The sequence below is a fragment of the Spirosoma litoris genome, from assembly GCF_054776755.1.
The window spans coordinates 342355-368078 of the sequence record NZ_BAAHBI010000075.1 but is presented as its reverse complement, the minus strand read 5'-3'; the positions used below and the strand labels follow the sequence as shown (position 1 = coordinate 368078).

Genomic DNA, 25724 nt, shown 5'->3' with positions numbered 1-25724 from the left:
ACCCCACCCGGTTTTCAGGTGGGGGTTTCCTTGTTTAATTTCCAGTCCAACTACGTACCTGATCCAGCGTAGGCATTGGTACGTCCATTTTTAGTTTTTTGCGCACACCGCCAAGATCATTGAAGAGCTTGTTGGGATTGCCAGCACGAAGTTGTTCTACGGTTTGAAAGCCCAGCTTCTGTACGGCTGGAATCCATTCGGCGGGAACGCCAGCGGCTATAAAATCACTATCCTCTGAGACTTCTAATTTCTTTTCAGGGCGCATCTGTGGGAAAAACAGAACATCCTGGATCGAAGGCTGGTTGGTCATGATCATCGTTAAACGATCAATACCCAGACCAACGCCTGCCGTTGGGGGCATACCATATTCGAGAGCGCGTAGGAAGTCTTCATCCAACGCCATTGCTTCCTCATCACCCCGTTCGGCCAGGCGCAACTGCTCTTCAAAACGCTCACGCTGATCGAGCGGATCGTTTAGCTCAGAGTAGGCGTTGGCAATTTCTTTTCCGTTACAAATAGCCTCAAATCGCTCAACCAGACCCGGTTTGCTTCGATGCTTTTTGGTCAACGGCGACATTTCGACAGGGTAATCGGTAATGAATGTCGGCTGGATAAGGTTGGGTTCGCAGGCATCACCAAACAGCTCATCGATCAGTTTCGATTTGCCCATGGTGCTATCTACTTTAATTCCCCGACTTTCGGCAACCTGACGCAATTCGTCTTCTTCCATTGCCGATACATCAACACCCGTATACTCCTGAATAGCCTCGAACATCGTCAGGCGTTTCCAGGGGCGTTTGAAATCAATAACGTTTTCGCCAACAGTCACTTTCGTGGTGCCAGCTACGTCCAGCGCTACTTTTTCAACCATCTCCTCGATGGTGTCCATCATCCAGAGATAATCTTTATAGGCAACGTAGAACTCCACCTGCGTAAATTCCGGATTGTGCGTCCGGTCCATACCTTCGTTGCGGAAATCTTTGGCAAACTCAAACACGCCATCGTAGCCGCCCACAATCAGGCGTTTCAGGTACAACTCATTGGCAATCCGCATATAGAGCGTCATGTCGAGCGAATTGTGGTGCGTACGGAATGGGCGTGCCGTTGCTCCGCCGTGAATAGGCTGCAAAATGGGTGTTTCGACTTCCAGATAGCCCTTCTGACTCAGGAATTGCCGAATCGAATTGACCAGCTTGGTCCGTTTTACGAATACGTCACGTACCTGTGGGTTCACGATTAAATCCACATACCGCTGACGGTAGCGTTGCTCAGGATCGGTAAACGCATCGAAGATTTCTTTCTCTCCCCGCTCATTAACGACCTCCTTCACAACTGGCAATGGACGCAACGCTTTGTTCAGAATCTTAAATTCCTTCACATAAACGGACAGTTCACCGGTTTTGGTGGTGAAGACATGACCCCGAACACCAATGATGTCGCCAATGTCCAATAGTTTCTTGAAAACCGTGTTGTACAGAGTTTTATCTTCGCCGGGACAGATGTCGTCACGGCGGAAGTAAAATTGCATCCGGCCAGTGGAGTCCTGTATTTCGACGAATGAGGCACTACCGCTAATGCGGAATACCATCAATCGGCCTGCTAGTTGAATATTACCCCAGCGTTCGTCGCCCGAAAAATCCTGTTCAGGTTCAACAGTTTGAAAAGCCTCACGGATGTCGGCGATGGTGGCCGTTACGTCAAATAGCTCAGCAGGGTAGGGGTCGATCCCCATCCGCATTAATTCTTCGCGTTTTTGTCGGCGATTTATTTCTTGTTCACTCAGTTGCATGATTGTCAATAAGTTGGTCAATCAGCAGGTTGACCAGTAATTAAGGCCGCAAAAATAGTGAAAAGGATTGGCGTTTGCAGAGTTGGAGATATAAGACTAGTTTTTTCTGACAGGATTTACAGGATAAAACAGGATTGAAGGCTAGAGAAAATACTGCTTTATCCTGTAAATCCTGTCAGAAAACAAACTAATCATTCAGAGAAACCATTGCTTTTATCACCCCATTCGCTGGATTGAGCCAGCTGGCAAATTCGTCGCGTACCTGCCCAAACGTCACTCGATGCGTGATGTAGGTTGTTGGGTCAACCTGCCCATTTTTCATGGACGCAATCACATGTTCGAAATCCTGCCGGGTTGCGTTACGGCTGCTCATAAGCGTGCCTTCCCGTTTATGAAACTCCGGGTGACTGACCGAAATTTCGCCTTTCTGCAAGCCCACCAGCACATAACGGGCACTATGGGCCATATACTGAAACGAATTGTTAATGGCCTTAAGATTGCCGGTTGCGTCGATGACAACGGTTGGCATATCTCCATTCGTGATTTTGGCTATCTGGTCGAACACGTCCGGGGCAGTCGCTAGCACCGTATGTTCTACGTTTAGTCGGTTTCGGCAGAAATCCAGTCGCGATTCATTAATGTCGAGCGCGATTACCTTGCCACCAGCAATACGAGCAAACTCCATGACACCCAGTCCAATAGGTCCTGCGCCAATAACCAGCACCCACTCGCCCGGTTGTACATTGGCCCGACGAATACCGTGTGCGCCAATAGCCAGCGGTTCAACTAAAGCCAGTTCATCGAAACTCAGGCCATTGCCATGTACCAGCGAGTAAGCGGGCACGGATAGGTATTCAACCATGCCGCCATCTGAATGAACCCCACATACATTAAGACTCGCACAGCAATTAGGCTTTCCGGACCGGCAGGCAATACAATGCCCGCAGTTGAAATACGGAAGGAATGTAACGGCTTCGCCGGGTTCAAAATCAGGTGCATTATCAGCTTCGACCAACTCGCCCGCCAGTTCGTGACCAAGAATACGCGGGTAGTTGAAAAACGGCTGAGTGCCTTCAAACGCGTGAAGATCAGTGCCGCAGATACCAATCCGGCGAATCCGAATAATAGCATTATCAGGAGTTAATTCGGGCTTTACACCGGCTTGGTAGGTTAATTCCCCCGGCGTTGTACAGACTAAGGTTTGCATTATGGTTTGTCGTTCTGTAAAAGAAGTTTCAAGTTCAAGGTTTAAGGTTTCAAGCTGGCTGAAGCACGAACATTGCTGACGCGTCAGCTAACCTGAAACATTAAACTTGAAACAATAAATTGACTAGGACGCATTCGCTAAAGCCCGATCAAGGTGTACGTAGCCGCCATCGACGTACAGAAGCTGACCTGTTGTATGGCTGGAACGGTTTGAGAGTAAAAACGCCGTTGTGTTAGCAATTTCTTCGGCAGTCGTCATTCGGTTTTCGAGAGGAATATGCGAAACGATTGAGGCCAGTTTTTCTTCTGGATTAGGCAGGGTGTTAATCCAGCGCTCGTACAGCGGAGTCCAGCATTCGGCCACCACAATGGCATTTACCCGAATACCGTATTTCAGGAGTTCAACCGCCCACTCACGCGTTAGCGCGTTGCGTCCACCATTGGCAGCTGCGTAGGCCGAAGTACCTCCCTGACCTGTGTCGGCGGTTTTCGAGGTAATATTAACGATCGCTCCTTTTGACTCTTTTAAGGCAGGTAACGCATGATGAACGATCAGGTAATAATGGACCAGATTCTTATGCAGCGAAGCGATGAATGCCTCGTAATTACCATGTTCGAGACCAACGCCGTCGTTTACGCCAGCATTGTTGACAACGCCGTCAATTCGACCAAATTTGGCCAGAACTGCCTGTACTGCTTTCGCCGATTCCTCGGGCTGAGTTAGTTCGGCTACAACCTGAAATGCCTGTTGGCCAGCGGCTTCTATTTCCGCCACGACTTTCTGATTATCGCTTTCATTTCGACCAATAATAACGGGAATGGCGCCTTCGCCAGCTAGCACGTTCACAATGCCTTCGCCAATGCCTTTGGCTCCGCCCGTAACGATGATCACCTTGTTTTGCAATTGTAAATCCATATATATAAGTACTGAATGAACATTCGATGAAAAAAGAAAGCCCTCACTCAAGCCGGTGGGGGCTTTCTGAAACCAACCTATGAAAATAAACTCCTTCGAAGAGTGTTATTGCTGTTGTCGTGAACGGACTAAATCCGATTCAGGAATGTATTGTCTATTGTGTATACGAGGTTTTCCTCGATTCGTACCCTTCACCCTCTAACTAATGTGACGTAGTTAAGGCTACATGTTTCACCGAAAGGTTTTTTATTGCAAAATACAGAATGGGTAAAAAACAGATAGCCGGTACCAGGTAAGCCGTTTGCATGGTGGTCATGTCGGATACGCGGCCCATGATAACCGGGAACACAGCCCCACCCGCAATAGCCATAATGACCAACGATGACCCCAATTTGGTTTTTGATCCCAATCCCCGAATACTCAGCGAGAAAATGGTTGGGAACATAATTGACATGAAAAATTCAACGCCAACCAGCGTATAAACTGGTACCATCCCATGACCAAATACCGCAATGGCCAATAAACCAATGTTGAGTAAACTATAGAGTGCCAGTAAACGGGGAGGGGTAATATACCGCATCAGGAACGTACCGAAGAAACGACCAATCATAAAACCGAGTAGCGCAAAGGACAATAACGTGGCGGCTTCTTTTTCGCCGATATTGGCTACCTGGCCCACAAACCGAATAAAAAAACTGCTAATGCAAACCTGCGCGCCCACGTAGAAAAACTGAGCAATAACACCCATTACCAGATTTTTTTCGGATAAAATAGAACCCTGACTAGCTGTTGGTGAATCGTCTACTTCCTCAATGACGGGGAGCGACGTACGGCTAATCAGCAACGCTACTAGTAACACAATGCCGCCAATGACCAGAAACGGAACCTGTACCGACGAGGCTTCTTCTTTTAGGTAGGCTTCGAATTGCGTAGAACCCATAGCTTGTTGCTCTGAAGCCGATACATTTTTACCCGACAAAATAAAGGCGCCACCGGCAAGCGGTGCCAGAAAGGCGGCAAGCCCATTGAACGATTGGGCGAAATTGAGTCGCTGGGTGCTTGTTTCGGAATCACCTAATACCGTGATGTATGGATTGGCGGCTGTTTCGAGTAACGTCAACCCAGTGGCAATGACAAACAAAGCCACGAGGAAAAGGCTAAACTGCCGAAGCTCAGCGGCTGGGTAAAACAGAAACGTACCTCCTGCAAATAGTAATAACCCCAACGTAATGCCTGCTTTATAGCCGTAACGTTTCATGAACAGCCCGGCTGGCAGGGCAATCAGGAAATACGCAAAATAAGACGCTGAATCGATCAGAGCCGACTGCAAATCAGTAAGTTGGCAGGCTTTTTTGAGGTGTGGAATCAGAATGGGATTCAGATTCAATGCAAAGCCCCACAGGAAAAATAAAACCGTAATTAAAGCAATGGCGAAACGATTGTCTGACTTGGACACAGGACTTTTTCGGGTTTAGGTGTAAATCCGGTAAGATTACGCTACAAAGTAACTCTATTTCGTAAGTCATATTTTGTAGGAATTTACCCAGATACTAAGCTATATTGGCATAGCATCGGAAATGGTGCTGCTATTGGAGAATATTTTTATGAAACCCCAGTTATTAAAAGTTACTACTGGTCCTGCCCACTCATTTAGCGTCCGGCAAGATCAATTGCCCAATATCAATAACCGCTGGCACTTTCATCCCGAGGTCGAGCTAATTCAGTTTCATAAAGGTACTGGAACCCAATTTGTGGGCGATAATATCATGCGGTTTGGGCCGGGCGATGTGGTGCTGGTGGGTGCTAACCTCCCTCATTATTGGCGATACGATGAACAGGAGGCCGCTGATAATCAACCTACTCAGCCCTATGCTACCGTTATTCACTTTAGTAAGGACTTTTGGGGAGATCATTTTCTGGCGCTTCCCGAAATGAAACCAATCAGGCAGGTGCTGGATAAAGCGCAACGAGGTATTTTGCTGACCGGAGCTGCCTGCGAACTGATTGGGTCGAAGATTAACACTGTGTATCAGTCTAGTGGCCCTTACCAGCTGATTGCCTTGCTGGATTGTCTGGTCGCTATTGCTCATGTAAAAGAAGCTACGCTGTTATCATCCCTGGGCTTCGAATGTAATTTCGCTGATGCTGAAAATGAGCGCATCAATGCTATTTATGACTTCACCTTCAGGGAGTTCAAACAGAAAATTCGATTGGATGAGGTGGCCTCTGTCGCGGGCCTGTCTTCCAATTCGTTTTGCCGGTATTTCAAATCACGCACGGGTAAGACCTATTCCCAGTTTCTAACTGAAATCCGGGTTGGGCATGCTTGTCGGCAACTGATCGACAACCGGATGAGCATTCAGCAGATCTGCTACGAAAGTGGCTTTCAAAACGCGACCTGCTTCTTCGAGAAATTTAAAGTTGTTACCGGGCAAAGCCCGTTAAGTTATCAGCGATCGTATCGTAATCGTCTTTAATTCTATTGTGAAGGCAGCTTCTCAAAGCTGCCTTCACAATAGAATCTATCAATTTAATACCACTAGTGGATTTGCCTGACCGTTCCTATAGATTCTCACAGATTGTTAGGAATGCTTTGTATCATTGTGATATCAAAACGATATTATTCTAACGATCTAAAACCTTACGATAATGCAGGAGAAACCACTCACATCGATCTCAGGCTATGTACTTTTGCTCATAGCTGTAGTTTGCTTAATTGCTGCGCCTTTGGCATTGATTGCAAAACTTGGATTTGTTTTGCCCATCATTCTGGTACTTGCCTCTATTGTCTTGTTCATGGGTATAACTGTCATCAACCCGAATGAAGCAGCGGTTTGTACTTTTTTCGGCGATTATGTAGGGACCATGAAACAGGGTGGTTTACGGTGGGTAAACCCATTGTATAACAAAAAGAAAATTAGCCTTCGGGCGCGAAATCTGAATGGGCAGACCCTGAAAGTGAATGATAAAATGGGAAATCCGGTTGAGATTGCAGCCGTAGTTGTCTGGCAAGTAAAAGACACGGCCAAAGCCCTGTTCTCGGTTGATAACTACGTAAATTTCGTACAGATTCAATCAGAAGCAGCCGTTCGAAAACTGGCTAATTCGTACCCATACGACCATATGGAGGATGAAACGTCGGATGTGACGCTTCGGGATAGTACGGGCCAGATCAACGTATTTTTGGAGCAGGAACTAAACGAACGGCTCGAACGGGCTGGAGTCGATATTCTTGAAGCGCGTGTTAGCCATTTGGCGTATGCATCCGAAATTGCAGGCGCCATGCTGCAACGTCAGCAGGCATCGGCCATGATTGCAGCCCGTCGTCTGATTGTTGAAGGTGCGGTTGGTATGGTCGAAATGGCGCTCGAACGCCTTGAAAATAAAGGAGTTGTTTCGCTGGACGAAGAACGAAAAGCCGCTATGGTTAGTAACCTGCTGGTTGTCTTATGTGGTGAAAAATCAGTTAGCCCAGTTGTTAATGCCGGGACGTTGTATAATTAAATAGTAATAGGAGCGAGGAGTTAGGAGCGAGGAGTTATTGACGCGTTTGGTTCATGCGTCAGCAACTCCTCGCTCCTAACTCCTCGCTCCTCGCTCCTCAAAAAAATGGCTGCTGAAAAAAAAGCCTTTGTCTTACGAATTCAGCCCGAGACGCTGAAAGAACTGGAGCGCTGGGCGCAGGACGAGTTTCGGAGCGTAAATGGGCAAATTGAATTTTTGCTCAATGATGCACTTCGCAAACGAAAAAAGCGCGGCCAGACCTCTACCAATGAGTCGCCACCTGCTTCCGACGAATGAGCAACTAGGCAGAATTATAGCGTTTTCCTATTCGGGCGCAACAACTATACCCTTGGCCGAAGCGGTCTTGGCCTCCTGTTGAACGAGTAGGTTGTAGCGTTCGATGAGAACTAAACGACCTAATAAGTGTCGGTCGTTGATGTTGTGATCGTAGATGTAGCGTTTCAAAACTTTATCGTAAGCCGTCATGATCGGATCATAGATGTCGGTGTAAAACCGATCCAGCGCTAGTAAACGCCCCGAATCATAGACGTAATAATTGAAATAGTCGGTATTCTGCGCCATTATTGGCTGATCCACAAAATATGCCGGGTGCGAGAATACACGTTTGAAAAGACCATGTGGTTGCCGTAAGTTTCTGACCACAGTTAACGAGCCATCCATACAAATTTCGAAAAATGCATGTCTGGTGTACGGCTTGGTTTTATCATCACTAGCGAGGGCTTTGAATTTGCGGTATTGGTGAACGGAAAAATCAAACCAGCCAAACTGATCCACCTGGTTTGCTGAAAATGTCTGAACTCGTCCGTCAGTATGGCGAAATAATACCGTTTCCATGAGCCAGTTGTACGATAAATCACCTTCCAGAAGGGTGTGGTTTAGAAGAATAAGCTGGCCTGATTTCCAGGTTGGCTTCGGTAAACTTGCCTGGACAGAAAAAACATGAAAAAGTACAATTAGAGTAGATAAAATAAGCTTGTAGACTAGTTTCATCGCTGTTGATGTTTGGTGAAAAAAAGAATTTCAGCATGTCTAACTCGCCCAAAGGTTTTACGAGTAGAGCACGACGCCTACATCAATTTATGAAACAGATAAACTGCTTGTTATCAGCTAATAAATAGTTCTATTTCTGGTAATTTAACTATCTGTTGATTGAATAGAACTGACAGAAGAAAAGATAAAGAATGTACTATTTTTCTATTTTTTGATTAAAGAAGCGACAACTAAGAGATTTATTATATGGTCGGTAAATAATTCGATCTTTTTTGGTTGTATGGATATAATACAATAATATAAGTTACTGTAATGTTTATTTTGAGAAATAAAATATTGTGAATTGGGAAAACTATTGATAACGGACATTCCGCAGGAAGCCATGCCAAAGTCAGCAAAGGCCAGGTTTGGTACCTAGCCTTTAGTAGTTAGCAGAAATAGAAAGAATTTACTGCCTGTCTGTCGAGTTGGTAACGAATTCACCAATCAGACGAACGCCTTCTAAGGTAAGCGACGGAACAATGTCGGTAAAAACATCCTGCAGCGAGGGAATTCGACCCGATAAACCGCCTGTCGCTACAGCAATGCAATCGCCGTTTAGTTCAGCTTGAATCCGCCCCACTAACGAACGGACTAATCCCTCGTAGCCAAGTACTATACCCGCCTGGATTGCGTGTGTCGTATTGGTGCCCAGGGCCGATGCCGGAACTTCAATAGGTACTTCTGGTAGTTGAGCCGTGTTGGAAAATAGAGATCGAATGGCGGTTTTTAGTCCTGGAGCAATGGCTACTCCCAGAATTTTACCTTCGCCTGAAACCGTTGTAAACGTGAGTGCCGTACCAAAATCGACAACAACACAGGTTTTTTTGTAGCGTGTATAAGCTGCCAGGGCATTCGCGACAAGGTCTGTTCCGATTTCGTGCGGACGAAGAATCTCAATGGGCAGTAGTGGATACACGCCTGGACCTACCACGATTGGATCGAAACCAAACAATTTGGTAAGCATAGCCCGCATAGTTGGCGTTAAATCAGGAACAACGCTACTCAGAACGGTGCTTTTAATTGCGCTCAACGGAATGCTGGCTTCGAGCAACCAGAGCCGTAACCGACGCTCGTAGGAGTCTGCTGGTTCATCGAGACGGGCAGGCGTACGCCAAATGTATTGCCAGGTAGTTTGGTCGTAAAGGCCGAAAACGGCATCGGTATTGCCAATATCAACGATAATCTGCACAGGAGCGGGAACTAGACGGTTGTCGGGGCGAAATAAGGGGAAAAACGCCAGATTCCCGCTTTATGAGAAGTTATGTTTTCGACAGTCTTTACCTTTTTAACAGGATTGCCAGGATTAAACCACTAGCTTTTTGGGCTGTGTAGTCATGAAATCTTTCAGATAGAATGGCTCAAATGTGGCCAAATCCTCGAACTGTCCTTCGGCAAAAGCGGCTGTTGCCAACTGCCCAATGGTGCGTGCCGAAGGGATGATGGTTGCCTCCGGAAAAATAGCATTGGACTGTTCACCTAACACCACCTGACATTTAGCAGCCCCATCGCCAAAGAAAATAACTGGCCCCAAAGAGAGCCAGGAAGCAAACGAGTTCTCGTCAATAATTTGAGCCGAAGTAGCTTGTATCTCTTCTCCACTGGAATTATAAAGAGCACAATAAACCTCCATCCGTCGGGCATCGATCATTGGGCACAGGGTATGTGTATCTGGATAGTAAGCACGAACTTGTTCGGCCATGCCGGCCAGTGTATTGATGGCAAGGAGCGGTTTGTCTAAAGCAAAGCACAGGCCTTTGGCGGTTGAGATAGCAATGCGTAGGCCGGTATAAGAGCCTGGACCTTTAGCCACAGCCACAGCATCTACCTGGGCTAATTCATAGCCTGCATGCTGCACAACGTCATGAATGAGCGTTGTGAGCATAGCTGCCGATGTACGCTCCGTAAAGAGTTCATAACAGCCTAACAGTAGACCATCGCGATGGAGCGAAACTGAACAGGAAGCGGTAGACGTATCAAGAGAGAGAATGAGCATAGGAGGGAGGAAAGGGAGAAAGGAGGAAAGGAACAAGAAACCCATGATGTCTCCTTTTCTCCCATTCGTCCCTTTCTCCCTTATTCTTATTTTCCTTTTAAAATAGTCGAGTAGCGGCCCATGTCTTTGAATAAATCGAGGGCGGCTTTCATTTCGGGATCAGTAGCAAACGACGCTTCTTTGAGGCCTTTTTGGAGGTAATAATGTCCGGCAATTTCCTGCTCAAGCAGCGTTCGGATTTCAGGTTTGAACGTGTTCAGGTCGGCATCTTTGCTGTGCGACATCTTGGTCTTAAGCGACTTGAGCTGATCCTGAATCTGATCGAAATATTTTTCTTTCTTAGCCGACGCTTCGAGCGTGCCCAGATCTTTTTCAACCTGCGTGGTATAATCGTATTCTTTATCGGCAACCCACTTGGCGAAGTCAGCATACTCAGCATCCGTCAGATGGAATTCGCGGGCAGGCTTAATGGTTGGGTGCTCCTGACGATATTTCACGGCATAATCGAAAATCAGCCCTTTGTTCGTCAGACTTAAAGCGATTGGTGTTGGCGTTTGGGCTTCGATCACAACATCGGGCAGAACGCCACCTCCATCATAAACCACGCGTCCGGCTTTGGTTTTAAAGGCTGTTTTGAGTGAATCCGGAATCTTACCAACGCTGCCATCTGGATTGCGATGGCTATAGTCGATTGCCTGAATACAACGTCCGCTGGGAATGTAGTATTTAGCCGTTGTGATTTTCAGTTTAGTATTGAACGACAACTCGCGCGTGGTCTGGACCAATCCTTTGCCATATGTCCGCTGGCCAATCAACACCCCCCGGTCATAATCCTGAATTACGCCTGAAACGATTTCGGCAGCCGACGCACTGTGGTTGTTGGTCAGCACAATAATGGGCATTTCCAGATCCAGCGGTGGATTCAGGGCCGTGTAGGTTTTGTTCCACTCCGTCACTTTGCCCTTGGTCGTAACAACTTCTGAATCTTTCGGGATGAAGGTGTTGCAGATGTCGATAGCCATGTTGAGCAAGCCACCTGGATTTTCACGAACGTCGAGAATGAGCTTTTTCATTCCTTTGCCCTTCAATTCCTGGAAGGCGGTACGAACTTCTCGAGAAGCCGTTGCCGTAAAATCCTTCAGATCGATGTAGCCAACCTCGTCGTTAATCATGCCGTAGTAAGGCACGTTGGTCATTTTAACCACATCACGAATAACGCTGAGTTCAACCGGGCTTTTCTCGCCATAACGCTGAACCGTCAGTTTTACCGCTGTATTATTCTGACCTTTCAGCAGCTTGCCTGGATCAGCTTCTTTGCGCGCTTTTATATCGACGCCATCAATCTTAATGACTTCATCACCAATCCGAAGGCCTGATTTTTCGGCAGGGGTTCCTTCATAAACCATCAGCACAATACTCTTGCCCTGACGCTGACCAATAAGTGCGCCAATGCCATTGTAGCGACCCGTGGTCATGGTCATGTAATCCTCAATTTCATCTTCTGCGAAGAAGTTCGTATACGGATCGAGCGCTTTCAGCATACCGTCGATACTGGTTTTGACCATCCGGTTCGGATTGATCTCATCCACGTAATACAGGTTCAGTTCTTTGAACAGCGTAGCGTAGATGTCGAGGTTCCGCGCGATTTCGAAGAAACGATCGTCGTTTTTAAACGAAAAGAAACCAATGCCACCCGCTACAAGCGCTGACGAGGCTAACAGAGTGAAACGTTTAGGAAAGCGCATCTTAAATGAATAATGAAGAGTGAAGAGTGAAGAGTGAAGAGTGAAGAATATAGAGTGAAATTCCGGTTAGAAATATTCTTCACTCTTCATTTTTCACTTTACATTTTTGCAATAGCTAATTTCATACCTTTTTCTATCTCTTCAAACGAAATTATCTGTTTTGCGGTATAAAGAAAGGCAATATAGCCCGGTCTGGATTGACCGGGTAACGTTTTTTGCTGATCGAATAGATGCTTATTGAGCCGATACGCTTCCCGTACACGCCGACGAATCAGGTTTCGGTCAACGGCGCGTTTGAAAATTCGCTTCGGTACGGTAATGACAATGGCAGGCAACAAAACGTTGCTTTCAGGAGAAGATTCTGGAGCAGGGAGGTGGAGTACCCTAAATGGAAAAAGGTAGAACGTCCCAACGGTCTGACGTGACCCGGTCGCACTACCCTTTTTAAATAATTCAGCGAGAATTTTTTTGCTGCAAAGCCGTTCTGATTTTGTGAAGGTTTGCGGCATAAAGTCGTCAGTGAGTAGTCGTCAGTCGATAGATAGCAGTCACTATTGACGCATCGCTATCGACTATTGACTAGATTTTAAAGCGGTCGCCTTTTTTCTCGTCCGAGACGGTCAGTTTATGGCGGCCTTTTGCCCGACGGCGAGCCAAAACCTGGCGGCCATTGGCAGTAGCCATCCGCTCACGGAAGCCGTGTTTGTTTTTACGCTTCCGGTTCGATGGTTGGAACGTTCTTTTCATGATCTATCTTGCCTAAAAACTCTTAGTTTTCGAAATGAGTCCGCAAAGATAGGGAAAAGTGTGCAGTTTAACAAGTCGATTTTTGTAAAAACGATTTGATATATTGAGCGTTACTTTAAAATAGAGCGCCGATTTTATGATTCTGATGATTCATACTGGTTTTACAACTACCAATAATTGTAATTCATTGGCAATAATTGAATTAGATGAATGGGAGTCATGAATAATCTTGCCCATCCTAAAAGTCTGCGTTCTATCTTACTTTAAGTAACAGCTCTTTTTTACCAACCTATGAACTATCGCTTAGCGCCTGATCCTCAGATTCCTCATTATATAGCTGTTGAAGCCAACCTGACCAGCATTGTTGGTGAACAGGTAGAACTGCAATTGCCCGCCTGGCGGCCAGGACGATATGAGTTGCAGCAATTTGCCAAAAATATTCAGCGATTTACAGTTGTTGATGGATTGGGGAATCCACTTCCATTTCGAAAGATTACGAAAGATCGCTGGCGTGTGCAGATGAATGGAGCAACGGAACTGACTGTTCACTATAACTATTATGCGCTGTTGCCTACCCCGAATCAGCTCAATGCGGGCAGTAGCTTTATCAGCGAAACGCTGCTCTATGTTAACCCGGTAAACCTGTGTGTCTATGCCGAAGGGCGGATAAATGATCCCTGCACATTGGAGTTGGCCATTCCGGATGGCTGGACAATTGCCTGTGGGCTAGAGCAACTCAATGCCAAAACGCTTCAGGCAGCTGATTTCTATGAACTGGTCGATTGCCCACTTATAGCCGCGCCTGTTATTCAGCACATTCAGTACGAAGTAGGTGAAACATCGTTTCATGTCTGGATTCAGGGTGGCCGTCGGACGGATGGTGATCCGACCTTTGATGCTGACCGAATCATCCATGATTTCAGCCGGTTTTCGCAAACGCAACTTGATCTCTACGGCGAATTTCCTGAAAAGGCGTATCATTTTCTGACCCTGATTTTACCCGTACCCTATTATCATGGTGTTGAACATCGGAACTCCACCGTGTTGGTACTAGGACCAAATGACGAAGGTGAAGGGCTTTATCAGGATTTACTTGGCGTATCGTCGCACGAATTATTTCACGCCTGGAATATTATCCGCATTCGGCCTATTGAACTGCTTCCGTACGATTTTACACAGGAGAACTACTTTTCAACCTGCTTTGTGGCCGAGGGGGTTACAACTTATTACGGGGATTTAATGCTTCGCCAATCCGGCGTTTTTTCCGATGAAGCCTATTTGAAAGAGTTGCAGGTTTTGTTTAAGCGTCATTTCGAAAACAATGGTCGGGCGTTCCAGTCACTCACAGAATCGTCCTGGGATTTGTGGTTAGATGGATACGATAAAGGCGTTCCTGACCGTAAAGTATCTGTTTATCATAAAGGGTCGATTGCTGCGCTTATTTTAGATTTACACATTCGTAAACTCACGAACCATGCCCGCTCGCTGGACGATGTGATGCGCATTATGTGGCAGCAATTTGGTAAACCATTTGTTGGTTATACGCTGGAGGACTATCGGGCTGCCACCGAAACGGTTTCTGGTGAGTCGCTGGATTGGTATTATGATCTTTGCATCTTTGGGAATCAACCACTCGAAACCAAACTGAACGAATACCTGGCTTGGGTTGGGTTGCAGATCGTTTATGAAGAACCAACGATGGATCATCCGGGAGGGATTCGCCTATTGGAACTGGATGCCGCTCGGATGGATGGACCGATGAGCCGTCAGCATCGGGCACAATGGTTTGGCGGACGATTGACCGAACCACCACATGAAGGCCATGAGCTGATTTCGGAGCATAAGCTGGGCAAAAAAGTAGTGGCGAAATAACGAACGATGGCATTCGCCTAAAGTCTTACGCCTTTAAACTAGTAGCTCGTTGCCAGTTCCTGCCTTTACTAACCAAATCTTTAGCAAGCCTATTAATGATAAAGCGATTAGTAGTATTTCTTCTTTTGCCGAGCCTGCTTCTGGCTCAATCCAAATCTGAAAAGCCCTGGATGCTGGGTCCGTTTCAGAAATTAAATGCCGATAACCCAATTTTAGCGGCCAAAACCAGCACAACGTTTGATTGTCCGGTTCGACGCCAAACCATTCACTGGGAGGAGAAAGACGTGTACAATCCAACCGCAGTAGTACGGAATAATAAAGTGTATATGGTGTACCGGGCCGAGGATACCGTTCGGCGGGTGGGTGGCACATCTCGGCTAGGGCTGGCGATCAGCACCGATGGCGTTCATTTTAAACGAATGCCGAAACCGGTTTTTTATCCTAATAACGATGCCATGAAAACCTATGAATGGGAGGGAGGTTGCGAAGACCCGCGCATCGTAGAAAGCCCGAATGGCGTGTATATTATGACCTACACAGCGTATGACGGTGATAAAGCCCGACTTTGTGTCGCCACGTCGAAAAACCTAACAGACTGGAACAAGCAGGGATTGGCTTTTGGGGACTTTGACAACGGCAAGTATCGTAATAGCTGGTCGAAATCGGGGGCTATTGTTTGCAAGCGTGTTGGTAGTCGGTTTGTCGCGCAGAAAATCAACGGTAAATACTGGATGTATTGGGGCGACCAACCCCAGCTTCGACTCGCTACTTCTGATGATCTACTGCATTGGTCACCGCTCGAAAGTGAGAGCGGGAAGCCTACTGTAGCGGCCGAGTCGCGAAAGGGTAAACACGACTATCGATTAATTGAACCTGGTCCCTATGCGATGCTGACAAAAGATGGCATTTTGTTGATTTACAATGGAATGAATGATGCTAAAAACGGCGATGTGAACTTGCCCGAAGGAGCTTATGCAGGCGGCCAATTGTTATTCGATGCGCAAGATCCAACCAAACTAATCGACCGAACCGAAGCTCATTTTATTAAGCCCGATCAACCCTACGAAACGCAGGGCCAGGTGAATCAGGTTGTTTTTCTGGAAGGCATGGTGCCGTTTAAGGGCCGTTGGTTTTTATATTACGGTACCGCCGATTCAAAAATTGGTGTGGCCACAGCGAAACAGTAAGATGGTCGTGATGGTGCAAGGCTCTGGCCTTGCGTCATAAACTCCCTACTTCCATGCAAACCTTGTCTTTCGAAGAATACGTCAAACACGACGCAACGGCCCTGGCCGGACTCGTTCAAAAAGGAGAAGTTACGCCTGCCGAATTATTAGAAACGGCTATTGCCCGTGCCGATGCGGTCAACCCAACGTTGAACGCTATTGTCACACCTTTGTACGATAAAGGGCGCGAAATGGCGAAGCAATTGCCCGCTACAGGCCCTTTTCGAGGTGTACCGTTTCTGTTGAAAGATCTGGAGCTTGAATGGGCCGGAACGCCTTTAAAGTCGGGTTGCCGCGGGTATGCTAATTATGTCTCGACGATCGATAGCGAAATTGTCAAACGCCTGAAAACCGCAGGGGTGACTTTATTTGGGAAGACGAATACGCCTGAATTTGGTCTCACGCCCTATACCGAATCGAAGCTCTACGGGCCTGCGCATAATCCCTGGAAACTCACGCACTCGCCAGGTGGATCGAGTGGTGGCTCGGCTGTGGCCGTGGCGGCTGGCATTGTTCCGGCAGCGACCGCAACGGATGGCGGAGGTTCAATTCGGATTCCAGCTTCGTGCTGTGGATTGTTTGGTCTGAAACCGTCTCGGGGTCGTGTTACACTGGGGCCTAAATTCGGTGAGTTGTGGAATGGGGCCGTTGCGGGACATGTTTTGACCCGTAGTGTTCGGGATAGTGCGGGTTTCCTGGATGCGATTGCTGGCCCAATGGCGGGCGATCCGTACACGATTGCTCCGTCCGAACGCCCATTTTTGCAGGAGGTGAGTCGGGAGACGGGTAAGTTACGCATTGCCTTCTCGACAAAAGCACTGATGCCTTCGCAAACCACCGATCCGGAATGTGTAAAAGCCGTTCAGGAAACGGCCAAATTGCTTGAGCGACTGGGCCATACGGTTGAGGAAATTCCGCTACCCTACGAGAAAACGATTGTGACGGAAGCCTTCTTTGTCAATGTCCTCAGTGAAACGGCGGCAGTTCTTCGCGAGCTGGGCGAATACTTGGGTCGCCCTGTCCGACGGGACGATGTGGAATTGAACACCTGGGCGCAGGCACGATTGGCCGAGGGTTTCTCGGCGGCCGATGCCGCTTTTCAGAAACGTCGCTGGAATTCGCTGAATCGAAGCATGGGTCAGCTTCACGAGACTTATGATCTGTTTTTGACCCCAACCTTACCCCGTCCGCCAATTGCTATTGGCACGTTTCAAAATAAAGCGTCCGAAGAGCGTCTGCTTAAGTTAGTCGATTCGTTGGGTGGCCTGAAATACCTGAATGGGACTAAAATTGTCAATGATCTGGCCGAACGGTCGTTAGGGTATATTTCATTTACCGTTATCACCAACATGACGGGGCAGCCATCAATGTCGGTACCGATGCATTGGTCACCTGAGGGACTTCCGATTGGGGTTATGTTTGCTGCTAAACTCGGCGACGAAGCCACCTTATTCCGGCTCGCTGGACAGTTGGAACAGGAAAAGCCGTGGTTTAATAAGCGCCCTGCTTTGTGAAACCTCTATTTCTTATACGCCAGGAAAACGACAAGAAAGGCCAGAATTGACGTGACAAAGCCGAACATGAAAATGCTATAGGCGATTCGTAGCAATTTGTACTTCTTGGCCAGCACAAGCCCCAGGTAATAAATATCGCGGGTCATGCTGCTGTATAGGTAGTTGCTATCCTGCATCAATTCCTGAATACCCCACTCAAATTCACCCAGACTCATTCGGTGAAAATTACCGAAGAAGAGCAGATTCCCCTTTTTCTGCTGGATATCTTCATGGCTAAATGTGCCCTGCGTTATATTAGGCCGAGTGGCTAAAATGGCAAAAATGATTGTCAACAGCGAGGTTGTCAGAAACATGGCCGTTGGGATGATCAGGGCCGGATTTTCTTCAATTCGGCGGGGCAGGATAGATACCAGTACCGACACCGTAATTGAGTTCACCGAAATCATGATGTTGGCTTTACTATCGGCAATTTCGCTCAGGCGCAAATGATTCGTAGAAGTCGTTCGAAACATGGTTTCGATACCCTTTTCGGACTTGCTGTCTTTATTTTTCTTCTTATCGTTTGGCGGAGTTTCGGGCGTTACAAACTGCTGGACGGGCTCGTTTGTAAGCTGTTCAATTGGTTGAGTGGTAGCTGTTGCTTCAGGAATGGGCGTTCCCGATTTCTCGGCTTGCTTTTCCCGTAGACGACGGAGGTTCTCGGCCTGATTTTTGGCTAAGAGCGTCTGCGCATACGTAGTAAAATACGTGTGAGTTGTGAGCAGATCAATATTCTGCTGCCGCCAGTTGCTGCCCGAAATATCGGTTCCGGTCAGTTTTTCCAGTTCTTTGCGGAGTTGTTTCTGCTTGCTGTTGTACTCGTCGCTGCCCAGATGAAAGAGATCGGCATCGCAAATGATTTCTTCGAGCAGGCTTTGTGGCGATTGCGGCATTTTGGTTGCCCGAATGCAGTGCTTCACCGACTTGATGAGGTTTTTGGGCTGATCCTGATGCTCCAGGAACTTAGCGGCTATATCGGCGCTACGTTCTTCATGTCCTTCTGGCGATCCGTCTAAATACCCCGTGTCATGAAACCAGGCCGCAGCCATCACGGCCAGATAATCGGCTTCGGAAAGCTGATAATTACGGGCAATCTGATCCGTGGCCTGAACCACCTCCTGCGTGTGCGCCAGATTATGAAATGTCAGCTCGGGCCGCGCATGTTTCTCGAAATAATGAATAACGTGGGCTTCAATTTGAGGTAAAAGGCTAGTAGGCATAGTCGTTAAGAGGGATTAGGCTTTGGCAGTACTGGATCGTAAAAGAATTATAAAAAGCTCTGTGGCCTAACCTTTTTTAATCAAAACCGGAAACCAAGTGATATGTAAGGCAACGCTCCTTCGTCCGAAAAACCAACTGTAGCGGCCACAACGAGCAAACTGGCGGGCGTTACGTACAAACCACCGCCATAGCCATCATGCCATTTTTTAGAGTTTTCGCCCTTCAGCCATACACGCCCCAGATCGTTGAAAGCTACCAGACCTACGCTCCCTGGAAACAGGAATGAACGAAAATCGAGCAGTTTCAGTCGGGCTTCCAAGTTATAATAAAATAACTGATTCCCCGCGAAACGATAGGTGCGATACCCTCGCAGATTGTCCTGACCACCCAAATATAACAACTGGTAAAACGCCGGATTGCCGAACGTTACTCCGCCACCAATGCGATTAACCATCACAAAGCGAGCCGACTGGCTGAAGCTGGTATAGATAGCCATGTCGGAGCGGAGCTGCGTGAAATGACTGGTGCGTTGACTAAATCCCTGAAGCCCCACCAACGTTGTATTCCAGTAGAAACCACGGGATGGCTGAATGGGCTTATTCCGATTGTCGACCACCAGCCCTGCCTGTAGGCCACCGTAACTTTCCCGAAGCTTGAACTGGCTCGGATTGGGAAGTTGAGCCAGATAATCTTCAATGAACCGCCCATGATTATCGTCCAGGTCAAGCGTAAATCGTTGAAAAACAGGGCCGATTGACATAGACATACGCTCGCCCACTTTCCGTTTGAGTAAAGCCGAGATGTTAATCAAATTGTAGCGGGTTCGGTAATAGCGAATGCGGTTGTCTTTATCGTAAACGGTTTCATTTCCCGGCCCGAAAAAGTTTGTGACGTTGTCGGGGGCTTTCGATAGGGCGTTGATCCACAAATCATTCTTGCCGATGAAATGTGTGAAAATTCCGTCATACTTGATCGACATGGCGTCGGTTGCCAGCGAACGGGTAACCAGCAGGCGGTTCATGGAAGCATAAGGCGATTTTCGGAATCCCTGCTTGGTCCACTGAACTCCTGCGCCCAACAAAACGCCATCATCCAAGTTATAACCTGCCGTTGCCAACGGAGCGACGATGTCGTATTTGAAGGCGTGTGGATCATACTCATTCACAGCCTTATCAGTTGACAGACGCAAGCTGGCCAGATTTCGACCGGGTAATACATTGGCTTCGGTGCTTAAATCGTAGATAATCGGCTTGCCCGGATGGCCGTCAACCTTGAATACATCTTCGCCCTTACCACCAATGAGCCGGACTTTGATATGACCATTTTGAGCACCCGTGACCTCAAATCGATCATCACCTTTCTGGCCATAGAGCCGAATTTCGTTGGTGACTTCGGCGTCAAATACCCGGTGATAGTAGCGTTGAGCCAACGAGCCGTCTTTGGCAACCTTAAATACCGAAACTTCTACATGATCATCATCCAGATTTTGAATACGGAATAAGTCAGTCTTGTCGGAACCGGGAATATCGACCGCTTTGGAAATGAACCGATAGTATTCGAGCCCTTTTTCCAATAACCAACCCCGCCTAACTTTGAGCGTTTCCAGCAGTTTATTTCCCGATTCTTTCCGAATGGTATCGGGCAGTTGGCTGATGGCGCGCTCCAGAACAGCATCCGTCAATGAATCGCGCAGGGTGGTAATCCCGTTCATCCAATCCTGCACATCCAGGCCGTTCAGGAACATCCGGTCAACGTAACGACCATTGAACATAAAGCCGTCTACATTAGCCAATTTGGTTGTAAAGCCTTGAAATTTAGGCTGTAACCAGGGCAGAGAAGCAATGCTCGGCAATAGACCATCCGTACGAAAAAATACCTGATCGCGGTCGCGTGGAATGGGGAAAAACTCTTTTCCTGTTGCCGTTTTATGACTTCCCCAACGCCACTGATCTTCGTGACGGTCCCAGTCGCCGATGAACAGGTCGAGCATTCGGGCGCGCAAAAAAGCCTTCTGGTCAACCTGATTGTCGTTGTCTTTTTCCAGAGCCTCAAGGACTTTCGGGGTGCTAATCGATTTCCCATCACCCGGACTGCGCTCCTCGAAGAGGCAAACCGTTTTCCCGAAATCGGCCTGATAAATGCCTAGCGCCGGATCATCGGGAACGTACACGAGTTTTGGGTTGGCGTGGGGCACACCTGCTACCTGTGCCAGCGTGGGTACTACTAAAGGCGCGAATGGGTAACCCGCCGAGATCTCGTCCTGTAAGACATCTTTAGCGATGGTTTCGCGTAAGGCCGCTGGCAACGCATTGGCTGGGTCTTTCTGAATACTGCGTAACACCCATTCCCGACCGTTGGCATCTTCGAGTCGCAACGACTTGGTCTGTTGCCCACCACCTCGCTGGAGAATTTTAAACCCGCCACGAGTCAGGTCGAACACCGGCAGGTTGACCGGCGTAGCCCATTCGGTGCGGTAGTTATTGCCGAGCAGCCAGCGCTGTGTTCGGCCTACGCTATCGTAGGCGGGCACGATGGCTAGCCGAACACTGTCGGGCCAATGGGGGTGTTGCAAACTACCCTGTCGAGAATCCGTTACCGGTGGAATTGTAAAGAGCGTAGCGTCGTGCGCTTCGGTGGCGTTGGCCGCTTCATCGACAGTGTAGAAGGCGGCTTTTACCTTGCCATTGGTCAACTCGTCCAGTACAACGTAGCCCCATTCACCACTCACAAACTTGGCTAGTTTGCCATTCTTTACCCGCTCGCGATTAATGCCCGATCCACTGACAATGTAATTGCGAGTACCCTCTACGATATGTTGTATGGCATGATCGTGGCCCGAGACATAAACCACATTAGGGGCTGCCGATGTAGCTTTTTCCATTGCCCAAACCATCTGTTTATAGGTTGGGTTGGGCAAATCCTGAATATTCCCGAACACCCCCCGAACCAGCGGATAGATTGAGCCAATGACCGGCAGCGGAATGTAAAGTTTTTCTGAAAACTCGGTCAGCGGGAAAATATGCTGTTTAATCGTGTAGTATCCGCCGTGAATACCGTAACTGCGAAACGGATGGTGGGTAGCCAGAATAATGCCTTTGCCTTTGTTCCGGTTGGTAATATCGGTCAGCCGGGCTATCACTTCATCTTCACTCTTACAGGCACAATCCGAATCTAGGCCGGGTTTGCTGAACTGATGCAACCACCATTGGGTGTCGATAATAACCAGTACCAGATTATCGCTCAGATGAATTTCTTCCGGGCCAGGGCAGCCATTAGCCGGTAAAAGCCGAATGTTGGGAGCCTTCAAACTATCCAGCCACGCACCTTGCCGCTTTATTCGCTCCCAACCATCGGCATGACTTTTCGCCCAATCGTGATTGCCGGGAATAAATAGGACCTGCGATTGTTTCCCTTGGCCTGAACTGGTTAGTCCAGGGTTAGCCAATCCAGGCCGGGCCTGATAGCGTAGTACAGCCGCGAGCGATTCATGATCGGGGCTACTCTCGTCCGATAATCCATGTGGATAGACATTGTCGCCGAGGTAGAGTAACGTCGTGCGCGAATTATTAAAATCGTAACGGGCGCTTACGGCGTCGACAACCGGATTTTTACCGTTTCGTAACTTTCCTGCATCGCCAATCAAAATGACCCGATGCCGGATTGAATCGGCCGGAACCGACTGACCCACAGCAACAGTAAAGATGAAAAAGCTACTCACCAACCCCACAAGCCACGCACCTGGTTTACTTACTAGTTTCATGCCTGCGTTGAGTCAGTATAGTTTATGTGAATGCGTAATGCTTTGAGGTGAACAACGCCCTGCATTGGCTCCAGATCAAGATAGTCTACGTTAGATTTCAATTGCCCACTTTCCTGCATTTGGGTAATAAAAGGCAAATAACCAGCTATTTCAGAGGAGTGACTATAGACCAACGCAATGGTGTCGGGCTGGGTCAATCGTTCTTGCGTGCCTTCGATGAGCGCCTTATCAATCCGTTTTTTCAGCACTTCGTACCGAATACTGTAGGAGCCTTCTACATCGAACCGACGCTCATCGTGCCGGAAACTAATGTCAACGGGCTGACTATGCGCCAAAATAAGCTGAGTTGTCTGCAAGGGTAGTGGTAAATTAGGCAGTAACCGATGAGTCAGGTGAGCCATTTCCAGCATGGATGTCAACTGCCAATGGAACAACCGCCGATTTACCTCTTGCGTAAATTCAAAACTGGGCGCAATCGATTGGCCGACAAAGATGGTATACTCAGTTCCATCGGTGCGATATCGTTCAAAATAATGCGGAAAAACCGTTTGCAGCTTTTTCTCTTCTGCATCAATATACTCGTTTACCGTCACGTTGAGCCAATCCATGCTTCGCTCATAGCGTTTCAGCGCCTGATTGAATAAACCCGTGGCTGGATCGACTTGAGCAAAATAACGTTGGATAAGCACTTCCAGCGAAGGATGACGGGTCAATAGCGACCGAAAATAAGGATTTACTTCCTGTTCCAGAAACAGCGCCATTTCTGGCTCATCTTCTGGCGATAACCCCGCTATCAGTTTGTGTTGGCATTGGTAACTCTCTTCCCGAAGCTGTTCGGGCCTATCCCAACTCGACGGGAAATTGGCATCAGAAAAGATTTCGTCAATAGCTGCTAGCTGATTGGCTAAATCCTGATGAACGGCCTTGTGGCGTTCAACAGACGAGTTTCGAATATCAACGGCCCCATAAAGTGGATACACTTGCGGAAAGCGAACGGGGATGGTTTCGCTCCCAGCCGATTCGTTTTGACCCCGGCTCAGTTGGCGCCAGGCGGCTTCGTAAAACTTCCATTCTACGGAAGGTTGCAAGGAGGTAAATTTCTGCCGAATAAGTTTTTCCAGGTTGTTATTGAACTGATTGAGCTGATACCGCAGAAATTCCTGAATGAGTGGAATAATCTGTTCGACTCGGGCCAGTACAGTTTCATTTAAGCCATTTTCATGCGGACTTCCCATTTCCAGTAATCCCAACACTTCATTGGCTACCGAAATCGGGTACATCATAAAGCTCCGAATTCCCTGTTTATGGAAAACTTGCCGTTTTACTTCAGGTAGTCCATTCAAATTAGAGAAAATGTGAGGAACAGGATTGCTAAACAACTGCGTGATCATTTGTTGCGCTCTGGGGTCCTCAACGCCGTCCAGATGCATATCGGTGTTCCGAAGAAATACACTCCGGGTTTTGGCATCAGGATGATACACAAACTTACCATTTACCTGCGGCAGCGAAACAAGGCCAATCTGTAAGTCTGGCTGACCACACAGATTTCGTAATGCCGATTCAAAACGCTGATAAATAATGGGTTCGGTGTCGGAATGTAAGTGGGCAAACACATCCTGCAACTGCTGAATCGTTTCGCTCTCCGTTACGTCTTCCATCATGAAAAACGAAAAGCCTTCGAACCTGAATTCATCTAACGGTAGAGGGGGGACATCGGCAGGCAATGGTGTGGCATGTTTAACAAAATCGACCCAGGCTTGCTGTAAGGGCGGTAGCTCCCGATCGAAATGGGGTTCCATAAACGACTGGTTAATATCGAGCTGATAATATTTCACCAGGCCATCCCGCTTATTCTGAAAACGAAACGATGGGCCATTGTCTTTACTGATCTGAAAGCCATAACATTTGTTTAGAACAAGCTGATAAACAAACCGTTGCCGCTCCTGAACCCGAATTTGATTGGGTAGTGTGAGCAGGAAATCCGGCGATTGATCCATCAACTGCTCAAATGCGTTTGAATGATGGTAAATCGTTAACGGAACCGGTAGGCCAAACGAATAGGCAATTTTTTGTCTTGCGTGGTCTAAGGGCAACACCGCTATGGTTGCCAGCTGAAAAAGTTCTTTCAGATGTGCTGGGTCAAGTTGACCATCATGAGCATCCTGAAGCGCAACGGCGGCACTGAACTGGTTAATAAGGTACGTATATAATTCGTACAGACCGTCGGACGACGTGCATTGTTGTTGCTGCGCTTTTAGAAAGGCAACAAACGGGCGAAACGATAACTGAAATTGAAGGGGTAAATCGTTTATTTTCGGGAAGGTAAATGCTGTTTCCATAGCTAGTTAATCTTGCGGACGGCTTGTACACCAACTTAATTATTGGCGTTTGCAGGCGTTCCTGTAACCTTGTATCGTCTAGGATGTAGACGAAGGGGCAGAAACCTTTACAAAAAGTTATCTGACTTGTTTCCTGAACAACAGCGGATTGCATGTGGTTCAGCGCGGTTCAAACTAGATTAAATAGTAATAAAGGTGGGTGAAATTATTCTGTTTGGAATCAAGTGTTCGAAAAGTAACGTGAGTTCGGGATTTGATTGCATTCGTTTGGCCCGTCAGGGTCTTCACAGCGCAGCGTCGGTAGAAATTATTGAATTTCATGGGATGGATGTGCCGTCAGGTACATAACTATTGTGTACCTGACGGCACACGTTGTCTACACGTAGGAATTTCTCTACCGACGCTACACTGTGATGGCCCTAACGGGCCGTTATAAATCCGGATTATGTAAAGAGATTATTTTAATAAAGTCTATTCTCCTAACTGCGGAGCTAGATTGAAATTGTTCAATTGAAGAGTCTTGATCTTGTTACCCCCACCATATATAATTCAAAAGCTCGATTTCGTTTTTTAATTCTATTTCGGATATTTCAAATTCGCCTTTGGGATCTTCATGATAGCAGTCGCAACTTGTAAATAATCGGTCAATCAATCTGCGAAATCTGGGATCAAAAGAGTTATATTCTCGGTCATTTTTCCACTGCGTCATAAACGAATCAATGAACTCATCTACAGTCAATCGATGGTTTAGATAACTGTCAATGACTGATCTATAAGCAGATTCTAACATGAGGTTGTTA

General features: G+C 47.4%; 20 protein-coding genes. 6 read left to right on the top strand and 14 right to left on the bottom strand.

Going from position 1 to position 25724, the window contains the following annotated elements:
• Window positions 1–34: 34 nt before the first annotated feature.
• The 4 genes from lysS to fucP all read right to left on the bottom strand — a co-directional run bounded on the left by lysS (window position 35) and on the right by fucP (window position 5367).
• A complete protein-coding gene (gene lysS, locus ACYVGR_RS36695; RefSeq protein WP_460965753.1) occupies window positions 35–1789 on the bottom strand; it encodes a lysine--tRNA ligase in 1755 nt (584 codons plus the stop codon).
• A 187-nt stretch (window positions 1790–1976) separates the two neighbouring features.
• Entirely contained in the window at window positions 1977–2996 is a 1020-nt protein-coding gene (locus ACYVGR_RS36690) for a zinc-binding alcohol dehydrogenase family protein (RefSeq protein WP_460965751.1), read from the bottom strand.
• A gap of 123 nt (window positions 2997–3119) precedes the next feature.
• A complete protein-coding gene (locus ACYVGR_RS36685; protein WP_460965750.1) occupies window positions 3120–3911 on the bottom strand; it encodes an L-fucose dehydrogenase in 792 nt (263 codons plus the stop codon).
• 202 nt (window positions 3912–4113) lie between these two features.
• Window positions 4114–5367: an L-fucose:H+ symporter permease gene (gene fucP, locus ACYVGR_RS36680; protein WP_460965748.1), complete on the bottom strand. Its 1254-nt coding sequence runs from the start codon at window positions 5365–5367 to the stop codon at window positions 4114–4116.
• A 148-nt stretch (window positions 5368–5515) separates the two neighbouring features.
• Here fucP and ACYVGR_RS36675 point away from each other — a divergent pair, with 148 nt between their 5' ends.
• The 3 genes from ACYVGR_RS36675 (at window position 5516) to ACYVGR_RS36665 (ending at window position 7712) form a co-directional block, all read left to right on the top strand.
• Complete coding sequence (locus ACYVGR_RS36675) at window positions 5516–6388, top strand: AraC family transcriptional regulator (RefSeq protein ID WP_182457761.1); 873 nt, start codon at window positions 5516–5518, stop codon at window positions 6386–6388.
• Window positions 6389–6560: 172 nt separating this feature from the next.
• Window positions 6561–7415, top strand: coding sequence for an SPFH domain-containing protein (locus tag ACYVGR_RS36670; protein WP_460965745.1), 855 nt, complete (start codon window positions 6561–6563; stop codon window positions 7413–7415).
• Between the two features lie 105 nt (window positions 7416–7520).
• Window positions 7521–7712: a type II toxin-antitoxin system antitoxin gene (locus ACYVGR_RS36665; protein ID WP_460965743.1), complete on the top strand. Its 192-nt coding sequence runs from the start codon at window positions 7521–7523 to the stop codon at window positions 7710–7712.
• A gap of 27 nt (window positions 7713–7739) precedes the next feature.
• On the opposite strand, the gene ACYVGR_RS36660 is transcribed toward ACYVGR_RS36665, so the two are convergent.
• From ACYVGR_RS36660 to rpmH, 6 genes are all read right to left on the bottom strand, one after another.
• Window positions 7740–8426 carry a hypothetical protein gene (locus tag ACYVGR_RS36660; protein WP_460965741.1) on the bottom strand — a complete coding sequence of 229 codons (687 nt, stop codon included), beginning with the start codon at window positions 8424–8426 and terminating at the stop codon, window positions 7740–7742.
• A 448-nt stretch (window positions 8427–8874) separates the two neighbouring features.
• Entirely contained in the window at window positions 8875–9657 is a 783-nt protein-coding gene (locus ACYVGR_RS36655; RefSeq protein ID WP_460965739.1) for a type III pantothenate kinase, read from the bottom strand.
• A gap of 114 nt (window positions 9658–9771) precedes the next feature.
• Window positions 9772–10461, bottom strand: a complete 690-nt coding sequence (tsaB, locus tag ACYVGR_RS36650) for a tRNA (adenosine(37)-N6)-threonylcarbamoyltransferase complex dimerization subunit type 1 TsaB (RefSeq protein ID WP_460965737.1) — start codon at window positions 10459–10461, stop codon at window positions 9772–9774.
• An 86-nt stretch (window positions 10462–10547) separates the two neighbouring features.
• Entirely contained in the window at window positions 10548–12206 is a 1659-nt protein-coding gene (locus ACYVGR_RS36645) for a S41 family peptidase (RefSeq protein ID WP_460965736.1), read from the bottom strand.
• Window positions 12207–12304: 98 nt separating this feature from the next.
• Window positions 12305–12715 carry a ribonuclease P protein component gene (locus ACYVGR_RS36640; RefSeq protein WP_460965734.1) on the bottom strand — a complete coding sequence of 137 codons (411 nt, stop codon included), beginning with the start codon at window positions 12713–12715 and terminating at the stop codon, window positions 12305–12307.
• A gap of 70 nt (window positions 12716–12785) precedes the next feature.
• A complete protein-coding gene (gene rpmH, locus ACYVGR_RS36635; RefSeq protein ID WP_182457753.1) occupies window positions 12786–12953 on the bottom strand; it encodes a 50S ribosomal protein L34 in 168 nt (55 codons plus the stop codon).
• Between the two features lie 291 nt (window positions 12954–13244).
• Between rpmH and ACYVGR_RS36630 the strand changes: the two genes are divergently transcribed.
• The 3 genes from ACYVGR_RS36630 to ACYVGR_RS36620 all read left to right on the top strand — a co-directional run bounded on the left by ACYVGR_RS36630 (window position 13245) and on the right by ACYVGR_RS36620 (window position 17565).
• Entirely contained in the window at window positions 13245–14825 is a 1581-nt protein-coding gene (locus ACYVGR_RS36630; RefSeq protein ID WP_460965733.1) for a M61 family metallopeptidase, read from the top strand.
• Window positions 14826–14920: 95 nt separating this feature from the next.
• Window positions 14921–16012, top strand: a complete 1092-nt coding sequence (locus ACYVGR_RS36625; RefSeq protein WP_460965731.1) for a glycoside hydrolase family 130 protein — start codon at window positions 14921–14923, stop codon at window positions 16010–16012.
• Between the two features lie 53 nt (window positions 16013–16065).
• A complete protein-coding gene (locus tag ACYVGR_RS36620; protein WP_460965729.1) occupies window positions 16066–17565 on the top strand; it encodes an amidase in 1500 nt (499 codons plus the stop codon).
• A 5-nt stretch (window positions 17566–17570) separates the two neighbouring features.
• On the opposite strand, the gene ACYVGR_RS36615 is transcribed toward ACYVGR_RS36620, so the two are convergent.
• The 4 genes from ACYVGR_RS36615 to ACYVGR_RS36600 form a co-directional block, all read right to left on the bottom strand.
• Window positions 17571–18824, bottom strand: a complete 1254-nt coding sequence (locus ACYVGR_RS36615) for a Pycsar system effector family protein (protein WP_460965728.1) — start codon at window positions 18822–18824, stop codon at window positions 17571–17573.
• A gap of 80 nt (window positions 18825–18904) precedes the next feature.
• The gene (locus ACYVGR_RS36610) at window positions 18905–22585 is read right to left on the bottom strand and encodes a BamA/TamA family outer membrane protein (protein ID WP_460965726.1); all 3681 of its coding nucleotides are present in this window, start codon (window positions 22583–22585) and stop codon (window positions 18905–18907) included.
• The gene (locus tag ACYVGR_RS36605; protein ID WP_460965725.1) at window positions 22582–24924 is read right to left on the bottom strand and encodes a GAF domain-containing protein; all 2343 of its coding nucleotides are present in this window, start codon (window positions 24922–24924) and stop codon (window positions 22582–22584) included. The genes ACYVGR_RS36610 and ACYVGR_RS36605 overlap by 4 nt, the downstream gene beginning before the upstream one ends.
• Window positions 24925–25453: 529 nt before the next feature.
• A complete protein-coding gene (locus tag ACYVGR_RS36600; protein WP_460965723.1) occupies window positions 25454–25714 on the bottom strand; it encodes a colicin immunity domain-containing protein in 261 nt (86 codons plus the stop codon).
• Window positions 25715–25724: the final 10 nt, after the last annotated feature.

Bases quoted from the DNA above. Each gene is read 5' to 3' on its own strand.
- lysS (WP_460965753.1), bottom strand. From the start codon at position 1,789: ATGCAACTGAGTGAACAAGAAATAAATCGCCGACAAAAACGCGAAGAA.
- ACYVGR_RS36690 (WP_460965751.1), bottom strand. From the start codon at position 2,996: ATGCAAACCTTAGTCTGTACAACGCCGGGGGAATTAACCTACCAAGCC.
- ACYVGR_RS36685 (WP_460965750.1), bottom strand. From the start codon at position 3,911: ATGGATTTACAATTGCAAAACAAGGTGATCATCGTTACGGGCGGAGCC.
- ACYVGR_RS36675 (WP_182457761.1), top strand. From the start codon at position 5,516: ATGAAACCCCAGTTATTAAAAGTTACTACTGGTCCTGCCCACTCATTT.
- ACYVGR_RS36670 (WP_460965745.1), top strand. From the start codon at position 6,561: ATGCAGGAGAAACCACTCACATCGATCTCAGGCTATGTACTTTTGCTC.
- ACYVGR_RS36665 (WP_460965743.1), top strand. From the start codon at position 7,521: ATGGCTGCTGAAAAAAAAGCCTTTGTCTTACGAATTCAGCCCGAGACG.
- ACYVGR_RS36660 (WP_460965741.1), bottom strand. From the start codon at position 8,426: ATGAAACTAGTCTACAAGCTTATTTTATCTACTCTAATTGTACTTTTT.
- tsaB (WP_460965737.1), bottom strand. From the start codon at position 10,461: ATGCTCATTCTCTCTCTTGATACGTCTACCGCTTCCTGTTCAGTTTCG.
- ACYVGR_RS36645 (WP_460965736.1), bottom strand. From the start codon at position 12,206: ATGCGCTTTCCTAAACGTTTCACTCTGTTAGCCTCGTCAGCGCTTGTA.
- ACYVGR_RS36640 (WP_460965734.1), bottom strand. From the start codon at position 12,715: ATGCCGCAAACCTTCACAAAATCAGAACGGCTTTGCAGCAAAAAAATT.
- rpmH (WP_182457753.1), bottom strand. From the start codon at position 12,953: ATGAAAAGAACGTTCCAACCATCGAACCGGAAGCGTAAAAACAAACAC.
- ACYVGR_RS36630 (WP_460965733.1), top strand. From the start codon at position 13,245: ATGAACTATCGCTTAGCGCCTGATCCTCAGATTCCTCATTATATAGCT.
- ACYVGR_RS36625 (WP_460965731.1), top strand. From the start codon at position 14,921: ATGATAAAGCGATTAGTAGTATTTCTTCTTTTGCCGAGCCTGCTTCTG.
- ACYVGR_RS36620 (WP_460965729.1), top strand. From the start codon at position 16,066: ATGCAAACCTTGTCTTTCGAAGAATACGTCAAACACGACGCAACGGCC.
- ACYVGR_RS36615 (WP_460965728.1), bottom strand. From the start codon at position 18,824: ATGCCTACTAGCCTTTTACCTCAAATTGAAGCCCACGTTATTCATTAT.
- ACYVGR_RS36610 (WP_460965726.1), bottom strand. From the start codon at position 22,585: ATGAAACTAGTAAGTAAACCAGGTGCGTGGCTTGTGGGGTTGGTGAGT.
- ACYVGR_RS36605 (WP_460965725.1), bottom strand. From the start codon at position 24,924: ATGGAAACAGCATTTACCTTCCCGAAAATAAACGATTTACCCCTTCAA.
- ACYVGR_RS36600 (WP_460965723.1), bottom strand. From the start codon at position 25,714: ATGTTAGAATCTGCTTATAGATCAGTCATTGACAGTTATCTAAACCAT.